The following is a 17,392-nucleotide window of genomic DNA, read 5'->3' as shown; positions in this document are numbered from 1 at the left end:
TCGGCCGTACCCGCGAACCTGGCGCGCCGCAGCCACAACGCATTCCGGCGTGCCTGCCCGAGCGCAGACCCGCAGCTCTGTGCCCGTGCCGGGCCCTGCCTCATCACCCGGCAGGGCCCGGCACGATATCTCAGCCCCCGCTCTTGCGCCGGAAGGACCGCTGGCTCGCGGCCGGCCCGTGCGCGCCGCGGATCTTCGACGCATCGGGGTTCGCGGCGATGTCGGCGGCCTCCGCCTGCAGAGCGCGCTTGCGCGCCAGCGCCTCGCGGAACTTCCGCTTCAGGTCGTACTGGCCGTCATCGTCGGGCGCCAGGGCAGGAGTCGCGGGGTCAACCGGCTCCGAACCTTCTTGGGATGGAGACTCTGCAACCACGGGGACCTCCTGAGTGCCGACAGTGGAAAGCACAGCTTGTCATGCCGGGCCCCTCGAGAGACGCCCGCGTCGGCACTGCCGACGGCGTGGCCGTCACGCACGCCCCTCTGCCGGCGGAAGCGGTCGAGCAAAGGAACTCCTCGTAGGCGGACTCCATGTAGGCGTGAGACGACGGGTAGCGCCGGGGCTCCGATCCGCTCCGATCGGCCCGGACCCGCACGGCCCACTCGCCTCGCGTCCTCGTCGGGGCGGTTGCCGGCCGACATCGTGTCCCGCGGGCGGTCATCGTGCGCGGGCGGGGACCTCTGTCACAGTCGGCCCATATGCTGCGCGCGATCTCCGACCAACCGACCTGAAGGCAAGATGACACACATCTCCAGACCCTCGACCGAAGCGATACTCGCCGCGCTCCCCGGGCTCGCTCCCTACGCGCGCGACGCAGTGATACTCCGTCCCGAGCGCGGAAAGCCGGACTCCGGGAACAGTTCGATCGGCGGCCCGCCGCTTTGGCCGAGTGACGAACCGTGGCCGACGTGCGCCCTGCCCGATGTGGACTGTCCTGATGGCGAGCCTGCCACGGCCATGGTGCCGGTCGCTCAGATCTTCCGGCGAGACGCACCGGGACCCTGGTGGCCCGCTGACATCGACCTCTTGCAGATCCTCTGGTGTCCCAATGAGCACTGGGATCCTCCGGCCCAGCAGGCCGACATCAGCCCTGTGATCACAATGCGATGGCGTCGGGCAGCTGACGTGACGAGCCGGTTGACGACCCCGCCGTTGCCCTCGAGGTACGACGAGGACGGCTACCTGCCCCAGCCGTGCACCATCACCACTGAGTACCTGGCCGACTTCCCCTACCGGGAAGAGCTGCCTTCAGAACTCCGCCCGCAACTGGAGGAATTGGTCAATGAGACCGGTGACGGTGGTGACGCCATCACTCGCGTCGCCGGCTGGAAACTGGGCGGTTGGCCAACCTGGCACCTGACGTATCCAACGGTGTTCGACTGCGGTGACTGCGGCACGGACATGACGCTGCTGTTCACCGTGGCCAGCGATGACGAGACAGGAGTTGTCGTCGGCCGGTGGGGAGACCTGCGCATCTTCACCTGCCCTGCCGACCACCGTCATGCTTTCCAGGTGGACCTGCACTGACTGCACGGCCGGCCGCGGCGCTGAACGCCACGGCCGGCCGAATGCGCCCTCTTGTCGGAGGGCGGTGCGACTACCGCGCCGCGTGACCGAAGCGGTCCCCGCTCGCGGGGAGGCCGCCCAGGCCGGGCTGGTAGGTGGTGACGGGGGCTACGGTGCCGCCGGCGGTGGTGTTGGACAACGGAAGGACGTGCAGGGCGCCGTAGGTGATCGGGCCGTCAGGCATGCCCACGTACAGGTTGGTGCCGGTGTAGTGGAGGCTGCTGCCCAGGTGCTGGTTGGCGCCCGGGGTGCCGGGGATGCCGTCACCGTCGCCGGCCTCCAGCCACCGGTCGTTCGCGCCGGGGGTGCCCAGCAGCGAGAAGGTGGAGATCGCGCCCGCGCTCGCCGTGGTGCTGATCGCCTCGTCGGGGATGCCGACGGCCAGCTTCATCGTCGCCGTCGTGCTCACCGCGCCCGGCGCGGTGTTGACGGCGGCCAGGGCCTGGCCGAAGTGGTCGCCGGCCTCGGAGGTGCCGGACACGTCGTCGTCACCGGTGCCCGAGGAGTAGCCGTTGAGCTCGCTGTAGGTGCCCGCGGCGGTGATCCGGAAGGTCAGGACCCAGCCGGTTTCAGCCTTGTCCACACCGTCGACGGCCAGCGTCTCACCGGGCGAGCCGACCGCGAGGATCGACTCCGTGGCCCCCACGCTCGCCGAGGGTCGGTAGGGAACCATGGCCAGGGACTGGCCGAACAGGTCACCGGCCTCGGCCGCGCCGGAGACGGTGTCCGAGTCCTGGTCCAGGCTGAGCAGCGGTGTGGGACGGTTCTCGGAGTTCAGCTTGTGGTCGAAGACGGACACGAGCCCGGCGTTCGCGTCGGTGCCGATGGCCTCACCGGGCGCGCCGATGGCGATGTGGTTGGCGTCGGCCGTGACGGTGGTACCGAAGCCGTCGTTGGCCTCCGCCGCGCCGGAAACCCCGGTGGCATCCTGGTTGACGGCGATGTTGGTGGTGCCGTGCAGATAGATCGCGCTGCCGGCCTTGGCGATGGAGCCGAGGGCCTCACCAGGCGCGCCCATCACCACGAACGGTTCACCGGCGGCGGTGGTGCCGGCGGCCAGGGCGTAGCCCAGAAGGTCGCCGGTCTCGTTCGCGGACGCGGCGAGGGAACCGGTACCGGACCCCTGCTCGAAGTGGGAGTCCTTCGTCGCGCCGGTGCCGAGGCCGCCCGGAGCGCCGTGGAGGATGTCGACCATGCCGGCGTCGGTAGCGCTCTCGAGGTCCTCGTTGGGGGTGCCGACGACCAGGTCGGTGCAGCCGTCCTGGTCGTAGTCGAGGGTGGCCAGGGCCTTACCGAACCCGTCACCTGCCTCGGACGCGCCCGACACCCAGTCCAGGTCCTGGGAGATTTCGGCGGTGCCCTTGCCGCCGCCGTACACGACCCGGACGAGGCCGGCGCCGGCGTCGCCGCCGACGGCGGCCGCGGGGTCGGCAACGGCTATGTCCTCGGTGCCGTCGCAGTTGAAGTCGGTGATGCGGGGAGCGCTGACCTTCGAACTCACCCAGGAAGCCAGGTCGTCGACGCGGGCGACGACGCCGCCGGTGCGGGTCTCTGCTTCGTCGATGCCGAAGCAGCCGCCCTGATAGGACTGGCTCGCGAGGGCGACGAGTTGCTGGACGCCGCCGACCGTGCGGACCAGGGGACCGCCGGTGTCACCCATGCACGCGGACACGCCGTCCTTGCCGGTGACCGTGGCCGTGGTGGCGGTGGACGCGTCCACCGAGAACGCGCCGGTGTGCAGGTTCAGCGGCGCCCACTCGGTCGCGCTGCGGCCGTATCCGGCGAGCTTCAGTTCTTCGCCCGCGGCGGGCGCGGTGGCGGCCACGGCGACGGGGGTGACGTTGGTGACCGGGCGGCTCAGCCGGGCCAGGACCACGTCGCGGTCGGTGCGGGGCACGAGCTCGACGACCTCGCGGACCGCGCCTGCGGTGCTCGTCAGGTCGGAGCGGCCGATGGTCGCGGTCGTGTGCAGGGCGGGCTTGCCCGCGGGTACCGCGAGGCTGGCGGCCGGGTCGTCGGCGAAGCAACTGGCCGCGGTCAGCAGCCACTCGGTGCCGACCAGGACGCCGGAGCAGCCGCGGTCGTGGTCACCGACGATGATCTGGGCGGTGTACGCGTACGTGGTGTCGGCGGCGGCGACGGCGGGGCCGGTCACGGCAGCGGCGGGCAGGGCGGGCAGGGCGGCCAGCGCGATCGATCCGGTGATCAGGGACGCGGCCAGTGCGGCGAGGCGCACGGGTCTGGTTTGTCGCATCAGTGGGTTCCTCGGTGGCAGTTCCGGCAACGGTGTTCGGCTGGGCGCTACTTGGTGGACCTGATCTCCACGAGCAGGTGCTCGCGGCCTTGCTCGTCCGCGCTCTCGCCCACCGCGGTCCAGGTGTTGTTATCGATGTCGAAGGACTTCTGCTCGGTGCCGACGGTCATGTCGACCTGGGTGTCGTAGTCGTTGCCTTTGATGGCGTAGACCGCGGGGATCTCCAGGGTGAGCCAGCCCTCGTTGCCGACGACCTTGAAGCAGATCGTCGCCGCCTGCTGCCGCGCCAGGACCTGCAGCAGACCGGTGCCGCTGGCGCAGTCGGCCAGCGTGATGTGGCCGTCGCCGCGCTTGAGGAGGATGTTCTGCTCCGCCAGGATCTTGTCCGCCTGCGGGTAGTCGAAGTCCTCGACGGCGTAGCCGGGGGCCTCGTCCGCGATGCTCACGGCGGGACCGCCGGATTCCGTCTGGTGGCCGGTCGTCAGGGCGGCCCACGCCAGTGCGCCGGCGACCGCTGCTGCCAGCGTGCGTCCTATCCATCTTTTCTGCCGCGGCTCAGCCGCGAAAATGGTGCGTGCCTTCATCGCAGTCCTAAAATCGTTTACTTTCGGTCGAATGTCCGTAATCCGACTCGATGGCAGGCGTGACGGCTTCCACGTTTTCGAATGGACTCCCCCACTGCCCGGCGGTAAGCATAACCGTTCGACGCATGTTTGCTTCGCCGTTTTTTCGGCGGGATTAAGCGACCGGAAGACTCCACACCAAAGCGGACATCCGGGCACGGAAAAGCAAATGCCGGGACGTCCTGGCGTCTTCTTTTCACTGTCGCGAAATGAGCTTCCTATTCCATCAGGACACCGGGCAGCGGGCCGTCGAGTACGGCGTGAACAACTAGCGGCGCCGCCCCGAGGTCCAGTACTCGAAGGGATCCATGCCGTCCCCGCCCAACGCACACTGAACGTCTCGGTATCCCTGGACAGTACGGAGATCGCCTCGGGCATCGCCCCGTCGACGCCCATTCCTCGAAGCAGAACGACCAGTCACCGCTGCATTTTCCACCGGCGGATTCGTCGGCCGACAAGGAGATGTGCGCGCGAATTCACTGCTCGGTTCCGGTGAGCGGCTTTTCGGAACGCGCGGGCTGCCATGTCCACGCTCCGTTCACGTCGCGCCGATGACCTTGACCGTGATCTGTTCCTCGACGTCCGTTCTGTTCCAGTGGGCATGCAAGGTGCTGCCGACCTTCATGACGCCCTGCCCCACCTGCTTGCCGTTCTCGTCGTACAGCGCGCAGGTCACCTTCTGGGCGCTCAGGCACATGCCATCCGTACGGGTCCACGTCCACGTCCCGGGCGTCACCACGCACGTCGTGGGAGTGACGGGGGCCGGATCGATCCGGTCGTCCACACCCGGATCGACGTCCTCGGGATCCTCGGGTTCGTCGGCCGCGACGGACTGGACGCTCGCCTGTTGCATCGCACTCAGAAGGGTCGCTCCCGCCCGGCTCGGGCCCGTTTCCGGTGACGACGGGAACTCGACGCACGCCTTGACCGCACGCCCCACGACTTCCCCGGCGGACCACGGTATCGCGGAGCACGATCCGTCGGACATCACGCCGGCCTGCCCCTGGACGGGCTCGCGTTCCGGCGCATCGAGGGGCGGGTCGGTGCTGAGCGAGCTCTGGACCTCCGCTACCAGGGGTCCGCCGGTGGACGCCACGGCGCTGCCCACCAAGCCGAGAGATATCACGACCGTTAATAACGCGATGAGCGAAGCGACCTGCCGTATGTGAGGTCTCATCCTCACCCCCTTTTTGAAGCTCTATGACCCGTTCACAATTCGACGGAAACCCCGTCCGCCGAGGAGAACAGACCCCTCCCCGGAGCCCGGCGCTCCACTTCGACCCGTCCATGTGACTCGCGATCACCCGCCCTGTCCAGCCGCCCAACTGGCATATATGGGACGCGACTTGAACATCCCTTGTGACTCTCGACACGTTCCGGAAAGGTTGTATCAATGTTTGTGTAGAAATTGTAAGGACTCTCCAATGCGTCTGAGTACATACCTGACGTCCAGTCAATTCGCTTCATAACCAATTGATTTCTGCATGAACGCACGTTGTCATGGTCCGGTTGCTTCGCTCCGCCAACAGAGACCACGAGGACAAATCCCTTATGCAGACGATGTTCTGGAGTCGGAGACGGCTCCTCGGCGCGCTGGCCGCCGTGACGGCCGCCGCCGCCACTCCTCTGACGCTGACGTCCACGGCCCGCGCCGCCACCGCGACCGACCCGCTCGCCCTGCCGGACACGGACCGGGCAAAGGTGGTCAAGGCGTGGATGACGGGGGGCAAGGCCACCAAGACGGCGGCGGCCGACGTGCTCTACGGCACCGACACCGAGATCCAGACCTTCCTCGCCGAGACGCTGCCGAAGGTGACGGTGGAGGACAACCGCGTCGCGATCGCCAGCTACCTCGCCCGTTCGGGCAAGGGACTGCGCCGCGAGGCCGTCGCCGCCCTCGACAACGGCGACAGCGCCATCGCCGAGTTCCTCAAGGGGGGATACCAGCCCGCTCTGCTGGAGGACATGAGCGTGGCGACCGCGACCTTGTCGGCCACCGGCGGCACGGCGGTTCAGCGGGAGGCGTCCGCCGCCCTGGACGCGGGTACGCAGCAGGCACTCGAGGATTTCCTGACGACAGGCCAGTACTCCGCCCGCCTGGAGGACGCCAGGGTCCAGGTCACCGCCATGCTCTTCACCGCCGGCCCCGAGGTGCGCAAGTACGCCGACCGCGCCCTGAGCGGCACCGCGGACGACGTCCAGTGGTTCCTCGACACCGGCCAGCACATCGCCCGCGCCCGCGACCAGGAATCGGCCACCATCGAGGAACTCGTCGCGGTCGTCGAGCGGGAGGGCAAGCGCGCCCAGGCCGAGACCGACCTGGCCGTCGAAGCCTCCGCGCGTGCCCAGACCGCCGCGGAGAAGGCCAAGGAAGCAGCCGAGAAGGCCGCCGCCGAGGCCGCGGCCGCCAAGGACGACGTCCAGAAGTCCGCGGCGGCCGCGAACAAGGCCGCCAGCGCCGCCCAAGGCGCGGCGAACGCCGCCCGCAACGCCATCAACGCGTCCAACGCCGCCGTGACCGCCTCCCGCCGCGCCTCCTGGGCGGCCACCGCCGCCTCGCAGGCCGCTTCGGCCGCCGGAGGTGCCGCGTCCCGTGCCTACAACGCGGCCATCGCCGCCTCCAAGGACGCCTCCAAGACGACGGCGGCCAAGAACGCGGCGGTCGCCGCCCGCAACTCCGCCGCGAAGGCCCGTTCCGCGGCCAAGGCCGCCGATTACGCGGCGACCGCATCCGCGCAGGCCGCGAACGCCGGCTCCTCGGCCGCCTCCGCCGCCCGCAACGCCGCTGCCGCCGCCACTGCCTCCGCACAGGCCGCCGCCTCCGCCGGCGTCGCCCAGTCGCAGGCCGCCGAAGCCAAGCGCCAGGCCGCCATCGCGACCACCGCCGCCAACCGCGCCACCAACGCGGCCTCCACCGCCCAGGCCCTCGCCAACACGGCTGCCTCCGCGGCGCGCGCCGCGCGGGACGCCGCCAACTCCGCCGCCGACCATGCGGACAACGCGGCCGACGCCGCCGACGAGGCCGTACTGAACGCGGGCAAGGCCATTGACTACGCGAACAAGTCCACCGCCCACGCCACCGAGGCCCTGAAGGCGGCCGACATCGCCACCAAGGCCGTGACGGACGCCATGGCGGTCGCTCAGGCGGCGCGGGACGCGGAGCTGGCACGCCTGGAGCAGGAGAGGCTGCAGGGCCTGGACGAGGCCCAGCTGCTGGCCCAGATCGAGGCCGAGGACCAGGCCGAGTACGAGAACAAGCGCGCACAGGAAGCGCAGACCGATCAGGCCGTCAAGGACCTGATCACCGCGGCCGAGCAGGCCCTGTGGACGGCGGGCGACCTGTCGCTCGCCACCACACTGGGCCGCAAGGCCGCCACCGGGCTGCTCAGCGCCAAGGGCGCGTGGACGCGGGAGGCCGCCCAGTTCGCGCTGGCCGGCAGCGACAACGACGTACTCAACTGGGTCGACCTCGACCGGTCGATCGCCCAGTACCAGGACGACCGGGAAACCACCCTCTACATCGCCCAGATATCCAACCCCGCCATCGCGCAGGCGGCACAGACCGCTCTGGAGAGCGGCAGCGCCACGGCGGTGGGCGACTTCCTCACCTCCGGGGTGATCCGGGCCTCGCAGGACGACAACCGCGTACAGATCGCCCGCATCCTGAACCAGAAGCCCGGCAAGGCCGTCACCAAGGCGGCCAACGACGCACTCGACGCGAACACTCCTGAGGCGTTGCAGGACTTCTTCGACCGTACCTACCCCGCCGCCGTACGGGAGGACGACGCGGTCGAAACCGCGACGTCGGTGGCCACCGGAGGCGAGTACACCAAGGCATACGCGGACGTCGCCCTGGAGGGGCCGACGTGGATGCGCAGGAACTTCGTCCAGGTCGTGCAGTACGCGGCGGCCCAGCTCGACCACGACTCCGCCACCCACGTCGCGGCGATCCAGGGCGCGATCGCCGCCGCAGCCAAGATCGCCTACACGGCGCAGCAGGACGCGCAGCTGGCGTCGAAGGCGGCGGCGGACGCCCGCAACGCCGCCATCGAGGCCCAGGATTGGGCGGACAGGGCCGTGGACTCGGCGGCGAAGGCCAACAATTACGCCGACCAGGCCAAGCAGAACGCTGATGCGGCGGACAAGTCCGCCGCCGACGCGCAGGCCTCGGCGAACCAGGCGACCACTGCGGCGGCGACAGCGCGCAGTGCATCCCGATCGGCGAACTACTCCGCGAACAAGGCGATCGACGCGGCACGTTCGGCTCTGAACTCCTCCTACAGCGCCCAGGCGTCCGCAGCCAGCGCCCGCCAGTCCGCGCTCGCCGCGGGCCAGGACGCGGATGCGGCGGCCGCCGCGGCCAGCCAGGCGCGCGCCATCGCCATCCAGAAGCGTCAGGACGAGGTCCGGGAGGCCGCCCGGGAAGCCGCCGAGAAGGCGAAGCAGGACCGGGACAACGGCAGCAACCCGGCCGACAACGACACCAACGACGATGTCAACCAGAACGGCAGCGGCTCCGCGAACGACGACTGGTGGTCGGACGCCGGCTGGTGGGCCGACGCCTTCAACTACGTCAGCATCGGAGCGGGATTCCTCTCCGCCGGCCTCGGGCTCGCCAGCCTCGTCTTTCCCCCGTTCGCCGTGGTCGGTCTCCCGGCCGCGGCGTTCTTCGGCGCCGTGGCGATGGGAGCCGGCGCACTGAGCACCTTGTTCACCGGCATCGAGTACGGGTTCACCAGCGGCGAGTTCATCTGGTCCGCGGCCGGTACCGCGCTGAGTCTGGTCACCTACGGCCAGTCCAGGTGGATAACTCCGGTCGCCAAGAGGGTGGCACCCGTGGTCAAGGAGGTCGCGGAGGAGGGCAAGGAACTCGTGTCCTCGATCACCAGCGGTCTGTCGTCGCTCTTCTGACCACCGTCCCCTGAGCGGTCTCGGCGTCCCGGGCAGGTGACACGGGTCATCCGCCCGGAACGCCGAGTGAGGTCTTCCAACGTTGCCGCTGCAGCATGAGGACCACTCCTGCGCTGAACGTCATTCGATTCGGGCCACACCGCGCCGGGCGGAAGATCCGCCAGAACCGCGGACGGGCGACTCCACCCTCGGGGGCCCGCGCCTCGACAGCCCCCGATCACGGGTCTGTTGGCCGAGCGTCAGCCTGCCCTGCCGGCAGGCGGAGTCCACGAAAGGAACAGCAATTGCATCGTCAGAAAATGCGCAGATTCCTCGTCGCGGTATCCACCGCGGCGGCATTCTGTCTCATGGCGGGCGGCGGCCCCGCCGCTGCCGCCACGCAGAACGGCGGCGCCCGCCAAACGGTCACCTCCACAGATCTGCCCGACACGGTCTCCCCGAACGGTGGCCGAGGGCATGCCGCGCCGCATCTCGACGGGTCCTGCACCCAGGTCTCAGCGGCCGTGCGCGCCACGCTGAGGACGGCGGCGACGCAATGCGTCACGGTCCGCACACCGCAGGCCACACAGGACGATGCGAAGGTCAACACCCTCGCCACAGAACTCGCGGCGGAAGATCCCGAGGACTACGACCCGGGTGCCGACGATCCCCTTCCCGGCGATCCGCCTTCTGAGGCCTGTTCCATCATCAAGGGCGAGTACCAATGGACCCGGACGGGCGGTCTCTGCGGGAGCGCCGAGGTCGAGTACAACCTCTACGACGGCAACGGGAAGCTCGTGGGGACCGGTCTCATGGACGTCTCCACGACCCTGCACACGCAGTGGGACAGCACAGACCTGACTGAGGACATCAATGTCGCAGTCACCAAGGTGACCGGTGAGGTCACGGCGTTGAACATCAAGTTCCGGACCGACTGCACCAACAGCTGTCTCGCCACACAGCGAACCCCGTGGTACGGAAACACGGCGCTGGGTGAAGGCCAGTCGAAATCCGGCACGGTCTCATACAGCGGGGCGGTTCCCGCCGGACAGACTCGGACCAGCTTCCAGACGCAGTATCAGATGTACGTCACCACGGCCGGCGCCACACCGGTGGACCCTTCCGCGAGCTGGAGCCCACCCGCTGACGCCGTAATCAGGTGCGACACGGAGATGCCGACGACCTCCGGCTGCGTCATTCCCTTCGCTGCTGACGAGGACGCTCCGATCCTGGAATACTCGCTTTCCAACCCGAATCACGGGCAGGCCTCCGCGGCCTATGAACTCGGACTGCGCATGAGAGGCAGCAACCTGTTCCACGGCGAGAACGAGGACGTCGGCAACCAAAACCGGTCGAAAACCTGCGGGAATTTCACCAACCTATACCCTGACATCCCAGGAGCGGACTCCTGCGATGAATTCCCGTTCGCCAGAACGATGGAGGGGGGAACCGACGGAGCGCTCTGCGCCGAGATCACTCCGACTGAGGTGAATGGTCAGTGGACCACCCCACCCACCGACCCCAATAAACCGGTCACCAATCAGCCGTGCATCCGGTCGCATATGACCTTGTTCGCCAACAAGTCGGCCGGTAGCATATTCGCCAACTTCAAGAAGTACAACCGCATCATCAGGGGAGATTCTTTCTGGATGGCCATCGTCCCCTGAGAGACGGAGCACGGATGCGAGAGTTTCCGACCAGGCCTTCCTGTGACTGGGCCGGCGCCGGGACGTGGTGCGTCACCTTCACTCGGGGCGTCACACCGGACGAGGTGCTCGCCCGCTACGGTGCCGTACCGCATCACGCCCGGGTCATGCCGAAGCGAGAAGCCGACAACCTCGGCGCCGACAGCTACAGGACCGGGACCGCGAAGTCGGTGTTGCGGGTCGGAGCGCTGGGCGACTGGTCGTTCTGCCACGAGACATGGGGAGTTCTCGGCGCCATGCCCGGTCCCCTGTCGGCGCTCTCTCGTGACACGGAGACGTTCACCGTCGACCTGGGCGGAGACGGCATGAACACCTTCGGGCACTGGCGCGGCGGTCGGTGTACCGAAGTGTTCGAACCGGGTGAGCCGGCCACTCGGCCGCTTCCACCGCACCCCTGGTGGGATGCTGTGCAGGAACAGCGGGAAGCGGCGGGAAGCGGCGAACCCGGGCTGGTGCCGGCCGTTCGGGTGATCGGCGACTACATCGGTGCCATCCTGGATGACGACACCGTCGACGGCCCGTTGTCGACCTTGTTGCTCGGAGAGGACCATCCGGTCAGACCGCCTTCGCCCGGGGGCCGGGGCAGGGGAGCCGTGGTTCCCCTCACCAACGGGACCGGTTCCGCCGGTCCACGCAGCGCGCCCCCGGCCTGAGCGAGTCCCAGGTCCCAGTTCTGCCCCGTCACCGTGCGGAACAGCAGGACTGGGACCGACCGCGGCGGCGCCAGTGCTTGCGCCGTGTCCGGGTCGAGCGCGGGACGGGACCACGAGTGCCTCCACGACACCCTCGGCCCGCCTCGCGAAATCGTCGTCAGCCTGAGGCCGTCGCGTCCGCCGAGTCCGTCGCCCTGGCCCCTACTCCGTGCGCAGGGCCGTGGCCGTGCGGGCCTTGGCCGCCCAGCCCGCCGGGAGCAGCGCGCCCAGCAGGGCGATGAGGATCCCGGCCAGACCCAGCAGGACCAGCTGCAGGGGCTCGTACACGTCGAGGACGGACTTCGGCAGATCGGTGCCTGCGGCGTGTCCCATCACCGGGAGCACGAATCCGTGCAGCGCGTACCCGGCGGGGACGCCGACGAGGCCGCCGAGCACGCCGATGCCGGCCACCGAGGCGAGTACGAGACTCACCGTCTGCCGCGGCGACATGCCGAGCGCCTTGCACACGCCCACGTCGTGAACGCGCTCCCGGGTGTCGAGGACGACGGAGTTGAGCACGCCGAGACCGGCCACGGAGACGAGCATGAAGGTGAGGAGTACGGCCATCCCGTCGAGAACGAGGATGAGATTGTCCTGTTGGGAAGGGGAGTTGGCCTCGGCGTCGCCGCCGAGGGGCCGGACCAGCGCGGCGAGTTCTCTGGCGTACTCGGCCGGGGAGACGCCCGGTTTCACCTCGACCAGGAAGAGTTTGGGGTCTGCCGCTGGGAAGTCGGCGAGGTCTGCGTGGACTTCCAGTGCGCCGTCCGAGGTGTCGAAGACCTCGCCGACGATGCGCAGGGTGGCGGTCTCCTTCCCGATGGTCACCCGCACGGTGCCGCCGAGCTCGGTGCTGGTGGTTTCCAGGAAGCGGGAGGGTACGACGACCTGGCCCGGGCCGGTGATCCAGTGGCCGGAGATCATCGCGTAGCTGCCGGCGCGCGAGTCGCCCTCGTAGAGGCTTGCCTGGACGGTGCCGGAGACCCCGGCCACAGTGGCTTCTTCCTGAGTCAGGCCGTAGTACGAAGCGGTGCCCTTCTGCGCTTTGACGACGGCGCTCACCTTTGCCGCGTCGGCCTGAACGGGCTCCGGCTCCGGCTCCGGTGTGCCCTGCGCGGGGCGAGGTCCGCCGTTGGGGACGGCCGGGCCGCCGGTGTAGACGCTGACCGCGGCCCGGCTTTCGGGGTCCTGCGCCTCGCCGACCGCGTTCAGGGAGGCCGTGAGCCCCGCCGCGAAGGTGGCCGCGATCGTGCCGAAGGCCACCGCGAGCAACATCGCGAGCGTGCGGACGGGGTGGGTGAAGGGGCTGGCGAGGCCGTAGGTCACCGCCCGGGGCAGGGGCAGCCGTCCGGCAGCGCGGTGTGCCCACTGGCCGCGTCCGGTGCGCGGTGCCCGGCCGACGGCGATGGCCTCGACCGTACGCAGCCTGCCGGCCCGCAGCGATGGGACCAGTGCCGCGATGCCCACGACGAGCAGCGCGCCGGCGGGGACCACGACGTCCACCCACCAGGCGACCGACAGGGAGGCGGTGCCGTACGCCTGCTCGGTGTCGTCGAGGAGCGGCACGGCCAGCAGGTTTCCGAGGAGGACCCCGAGTGCGATGCCGGCGGCTGCCGGGATGAGCGCCTGGGCGACGTAGGCACGCACGACTTCGCGTGGTGTGAAGCCGATGGCCTTGAGGATGCCGATCCTGCGCAGGCTGGTGCCGACCGCGCCGCTGATGACGCTGCCGACGATGATCACCGACATGACGATGCCGAGGACACCGAAAGCGATCAGAAACGGGATCGTCGGGGCCGCGCCCTTGTCGGCCGCACGCTTGGTGTCCAGATAGGACTGGGTGCCCAGGAGCGCACCGGAGGGTACGGCGGCGGCGAGTTTCTTGCGGTCGGCGGTGACCTGCCCCTGCGTGTCCGCCGCGTCGAAGCGGTAGAGCATCTGGCTCCTGACCGGGCTGTCCTTCGACGCCAGTGCACGCACTTGCTCGGGCGTCGCCCAGGCATCGGCGGTGCTGCTGGCCGAGGTGGCGAAGCCGACGACCTTGAGGGTCGTGCTGTCCGCGGCGTCGGAGGTCTTCAGGGTGGAGCCGAGTTTGAAGGCGGGTCCCCGGAAGGAGGCGCTCAGCACGATCTCGCCCGCCTTCGCCGCCCATCGGCCGGACGTCAGGTCCAGGTCGTCCACGTCGGCGTGCGGGCCGGGGCGCCCGACCAGGGTGACCGCCGGACTCTTCCGGCCTTCCGGGTCCGTCCAGCGGAAGGTCGTGGCGGGGTACGGCCCCGCGCTCGCGGTCACGCCTGCCAGACGTGCGGTGGCGTCGATCTGCTGGGTGCCCGCCTCGGTGGGGTCGAACTCGGCGGTGAGGTGTGCCCCGTTCTGCTCGGCGAAGGCGTGGTCGAAGGGGGCGTTCGCGGCGACCATGAGGGAACCTGCGACCACGGTCGCCGCCACGGCCATCATCGTCGCCACGGCGATCACCACCGTCTGCATCCGGCGCCGGCCCACCCCGGAGCGTACGACGCGGCGAAGCGCGCCGCCCGTGCCGAAGCCCTTCATCGGACGACCTGCGCGTGGGTGTCGAGGTCGACGTGGCCGTCGACGAGGTGGATGGTGCGGCTCGCGCATGCCTCGGCCAGCGCCAGGTCGTGGGTGACGAGCACGATGGTCTGCCCGCCGCGGTGCAGATCGACCAGCAGCTCCCGTACGTCCTGGCCCGACGCGCTGTCGAGCGCGCCGGTCGGTTCGTCGGCGAGCAGCAGTGCGGGCCGGTTGACCAACGCCCTGGCGACCGCGACGCGTTGGCGTTCGCCCCCGGAGAGCCGGCCCGGATAGGCGCGGGCGTGCTTGTGGATGCCCAGCACCTCCATCAGCTCTTCCGCCCGCGCCGCTGCCTTGCGCCGCGCGGTCCCGGTCAGCTGGGCGGGGAGTTGGATGTTGTCGGCGACGGTGAGGTCGTCGAGGAGGTTGAAGAACTGGAAGACCATGCCGATCCGTTCACGGCGGAACCGGGCCAGCGCGTGCTCGTTGAGCCGGTCGATCCGCTGCCCTGCGACGGTCACAGTGCCTTCGGTCGGCTTGTCGAGGCCGGCGACGAGGTTCAGCAGCGTGGACTTGCCGCTGCCGGAGGGGCCGGTCACGGCGAGGGCCTCGCCCTGGGCGACATCGAGGTCGAGCGGTCCGAGTGCGGGCATGCCGGCGCTGTCGTAGCGCTTCGCCAGGCCTTTCAGTTCGATCACTTGAGTCATGGCAGGTGGCCGTCCTTGGCGTCGTGAGAGTCGTGAGGGTGGTCATGCCTGTGCCGGCTCGGCGAACCTACGGACGGGTGCGGTCCGGGCGCGTCGGCCGCGGCACCGACATCCGCCCTCCCCGCGGAGGATCCGGTCAGCGGAGTCATCCCTGCGAAGTACGCCTGCAGGACGGGCCGTTGGCCGTGCAGACGGACGTACGGCCGGACGGGGGGCCGCACAATGAGCGGATGGACACGGAGAACCGGCGCGGATGGCGTCGGCAGCTGCGCCACGGGGTGCGGCCGGAGGCGAAAGGCACCCCCCTGTCGGGACGGGCGGTGTGGGCCGACGTGGTGCTGGCGATCCTGCTGACGGTCGTCGCGCTGGTCGTGGCGGCCCGTTACCCGGGCGACGGGCCGGTCCACGTCGGCACGAAGACCGAGTACCGGGTGCCGATCGTGCCCCGGCCCCCCGCACCCGGTGCAAGGGTTGTGGACGACGAGGTCTCCGCTCCACCCTGGCCTCTGGTCGTGCTGTCGGCGCTGCCGCTGGCGGCCCGGCGCCGGTATCCGCTGGCCGTGTTCGGGGTGGTGCTCGGCGCGGCGCTGGCGATCGGCGACGACGCCTCCTGGATCAACGTGCTGACGTGCGTGATCGGCGCCTACAGCGCCGTCATGTACAGCCGCCACCGGGCGGGGGCGACGGTCGGGCTGGTCGTCGCCGCCGTACTCGCCGGCTTCGCGTTCCGGAAGACGGACCCCATGCTGCCGGGATGGTCGAGTCCCGCGGTCGTGCTGCTCGTCGCCGGGACGCTGGCCAGCGTCGTCCGCTTCTGGCAGCGGCGGCTGGCGGCCAGCCGGGACCGGTTCACCCGCCTGGAACAGGCGCAGGAAGAGGCGACGCGCCGGGCCGTAAAGGAAGAACGGGCCCGCATCGCTGCCGAGTTGCACGACGTCGTGACCCACAATGTCAGCGTGATGGTCATCCAGGCAGGTGCGGCACGCAAGGTCATGGACGCGGCACCCGAGCGGTCGAAACAGGCGCTGCTGGCGGTCGAAGCCGGCGGCCGGGCCGCGATGGCCGAACTACGGCATGTGATGGGCCTGCTGGCCGCCCCGGACACCGGCCGGCCGGACTCCCCCGCCGACGCCCTGGAGCCGCAGCCGGGCCTGGGACAACTCGACGCTCTGATCGAGCGGGTACGCGCCGCCGGAACACCGGTGGGCACCTCGGTGTCGCTGCCCCCGGACCCGCTGCCTCCGGGCGTGGACCTCGCCGCGTACCGCGTCGTACAGGAGGCCCTCACCAACACGATCAAACACGCACCCGGAGCCGATGCTTCCGTCACGATCCGCTGCGCCGGGGACCGGCTGGAGATCGAGGTCACGGACACCGGAACCGTCCGCGACGTTCCCACGGCGGACGGCAACGGCCGCGGCCTGATCGGGCTGCGCGAACGGCTGACGGTGTACGGCGGTGTGCTGACAGCCGGTCCGACCCTCGCCGGGGGTTACCGGATCACAGCCGACATTCCGTGGCGGAGCACGTGAACCGGCCGGCGCTGCGCGCCGTCATCGCCGACGACCAGGCCCTGGTACGAACCGGCTTCGCAATGATCCTGGCCGCGGACGGCATCGAGGTGACGGGCGAGGCAGCCGACGGCGCCGAAGCGGTCACCATGGTCCAGCGCACCCGGCCGGACGTCGTCCTCATGGACATCCGCATGCCCCGGATGGACGGCATCGAAGCCACACGGCGCATCCTCGCCGACGACAACGCGGGCGGCATCCGCGTCCTCATCCTCACCACCTACGACCTCGACCACTACGTCTACTCCGCACTCACCGCCGGCGCCAGCGGCTTCCTGCTCAAGGACGTCACCCCCGAGCATCTGGTGGCCGCCGTACACCTGGTGCAGTCCGGCGACGCCCTGCTGGCACCCACGATCACCCGCCGCCTGATCGAACGCTTCGCCCACCGCGAGGAGAACACGCCGACCGCCCCGCACCCCGACCTGTCCGCTCTGACCCCACGCGAACTCGAAGTGCTGCGTCTGCTCGCGACGGGCCTGACCAACGCCGAACTCGCGGACCGGCTCTTCCTCAGCCCGACCACCGTCAAGACACACATCGGACGAATCCTGTCGAAACTGCACCTCCGCGACCGCGTCCAAGCAGTCGTACTCGCCTACGAAAGCGGACTCGTCACACCCGGAGCCACAGCGAGCCCCGATCACACGGCCCCACCCACATGAGACGCCGGCCCAGCACCACCACCATCACACCTGAGCTCCGGGGCTGTCCTGCACGTCCGCGCGGGCCGATGGACAAGATCGTCGTCAACTACGCCGGGCGGTAACGCGGACGAACAGAGGCCGTCGCGAGCACCGTACGACCTTCGCCCGCGGCCGCTTCGGTGGGCGCCGGCAGCCGCCCCGCTCCC

12 protein-coding genes are annotated in these 17,392 nt (G+C 69.8%); 6 read left to right on the top strand and 6 right to left on the bottom strand.

The genetic code is table 11. From position 1 onward, the window contains the following. Window positions 1–130: 130 nt before the first annotated feature. Window positions 131–373: a DUF5302 domain-containing protein gene (locus ACFY16_RS24860; RefSeq protein WP_390649376.1), complete on the bottom strand. Its 243-nt coding sequence runs from the start codon at window positions 371–373 to the stop codon at window positions 131–133. Window positions 374–736: 363 nt separating this feature from the next. Here ACFY16_RS24860 and ACFY16_RS24855 point away from each other — a divergent pair, with 363 nt between their 5' ends. Further along, window positions 737–1,525 (top strand): hypothetical protein, encoded by a 789-nt coding sequence (locus tag ACFY16_RS24855; RefSeq protein WP_390649375.1) that lies wholly within the window; start codon window positions 737–739, stop codon window positions 1,523–1,525. A gap of 70 nt (window positions 1,526–1,595) precedes the next feature. Here ACFY16_RS24855 and ACFY16_RS24850 read toward each other — a convergent pair whose 3' ends face one another. The 3 genes from ACFY16_RS24850 to ACFY16_RS24840 all read right to left on the bottom strand — a co-directional run bounded on the left by ACFY16_RS24850 (window position 1,596) and on the right by ACFY16_RS24840 (window position 5,294). Next, on the bottom strand, window positions 1,596–3,818 hold the full coding sequence (locus ACFY16_RS24850; RefSeq protein WP_390649374.1) for a trypsin-like serine protease: 2,223 nt from the start codon (window positions 3,816–3,818) through the stop codon (window positions 1,596–1,598). A 47-nt stretch (window positions 3,819–3,865) separates the two neighbouring features. Further along, window positions 3,866–4,402 (bottom strand): hypothetical protein, encoded by a 537-nt coding sequence (locus ACFY16_RS24845; protein WP_390649373.1) that lies wholly within the window; start codon window positions 4,400–4,402, stop codon window positions 3,866–3,868. A 577-nt stretch (window positions 4,403–4,979) separates the two neighbouring features. Further along, window positions 4,980–5,294, bottom strand: coding sequence for a hypothetical protein (locus tag ACFY16_RS24840; RefSeq protein WP_390649372.1), 315 nt, complete (start codon window positions 5,292–5,294; stop codon window positions 4,980–4,982). A gap of 698 nt (window positions 5,295–5,992) precedes the next feature. On the opposite strand from ACFY16_RS24840, the gene ACFY16_RS24835 reads away from it, so the two are divergent. From ACFY16_RS24835 to ACFY16_RS24825, 3 genes are all read left to right on the top strand, one after another. Then, the gene (locus ACFY16_RS24835; protein WP_390649371.1) at window positions 5,993–9,352 is read left to right on the top strand and encodes a hypothetical protein; all 3,360 of its coding nucleotides are present in this window, start codon (window positions 5,993–5,995) and stop codon (window positions 9,350–9,352) included. Window positions 9,353–9,651: 299 nt separating this feature from the next. Next, a complete protein-coding gene (locus ACFY16_RS24830; protein WP_390649370.1) occupies window positions 9,652–10,998 on the top strand; it encodes a hypothetical protein in 1,347 nt (448 codons plus the stop codon). Window positions 10,999–11,012: 14 nt separating this feature from the next. Continuing rightward, window positions 11,013–11,690: a DUF6461 domain-containing protein gene (locus ACFY16_RS24825; protein ID WP_390649369.1), complete on the top strand. Its 678-nt coding sequence runs from the start codon at window positions 11,013–11,015 to the stop codon at window positions 11,688–11,690. A 201-nt stretch (window positions 11,691–11,891) separates the two neighbouring features. On the opposite strand, the gene ACFY16_RS24820 is transcribed toward ACFY16_RS24825, so the two are convergent. Both ACFY16_RS24820 and ACFY16_RS24815 read right to left on the bottom strand, forming a co-directional pair. After that, the gene (locus tag ACFY16_RS24820) at window positions 11,892–14,279 is read right to left on the bottom strand and encodes an FtsX-like permease family protein (protein WP_390649368.1); all 2,388 of its coding nucleotides are present in this window, start codon (window positions 14,277–14,279) and stop codon (window positions 11,892–11,894) included. Next, window positions 14,276–14,968 carry an ABC transporter ATP-binding protein gene (locus ACFY16_RS24815; protein ID WP_390649367.1) on the bottom strand — a complete coding sequence of 231 codons (693 nt, stop codon included), beginning with the start codon at window positions 14,966–14,968 and terminating at the stop codon, window positions 14,276–14,278. The genes ACFY16_RS24820 and ACFY16_RS24815 overlap by 4 nt, the downstream gene beginning before the upstream one ends. Window positions 14,969–15,198: 230 nt before the next feature. Here ACFY16_RS24815 and ACFY16_RS24810 point away from each other — a divergent pair, with 230 nt between their 5' ends. Together ACFY16_RS24810 and ACFY16_RS24805 are read left to right on the top strand one after the other, a co-directional pair. Further along, complete coding sequence (locus ACFY16_RS24810) at window positions 15,199–16,500, top strand: sensor histidine kinase (protein WP_390649366.1); 1,302 nt, start codon at window positions 15,199–15,201, stop codon at window positions 16,498–16,500. Continuing rightward, window positions 16,485–17,204 carry a response regulator gene (locus tag ACFY16_RS24805; protein WP_390649365.1) on the top strand — a complete coding sequence of 240 codons (720 nt, stop codon included), beginning with the start codon at window positions 16,485–16,487 and terminating at the stop codon, window positions 17,202–17,204. The genes ACFY16_RS24810 and ACFY16_RS24805 overlap by 16 nt, the downstream gene beginning before the upstream one ends. Window positions 17,205–17,392: the final 188 nt, after the last annotated feature.

Source organism: Streptomyces sp. NPDC001315 (genome assembly GCF_042896175.1).
Classification (GTDB): Bacteria; Actinomycetota; Actinomycetes; order Streptomycetales; family Streptomycetaceae; genus Streptomyces.
The sequence above is the reverse complement of the archived record's forward strand: the minus strand, read 5'-3'. Positions and strand labels throughout refer to the sequence as shown.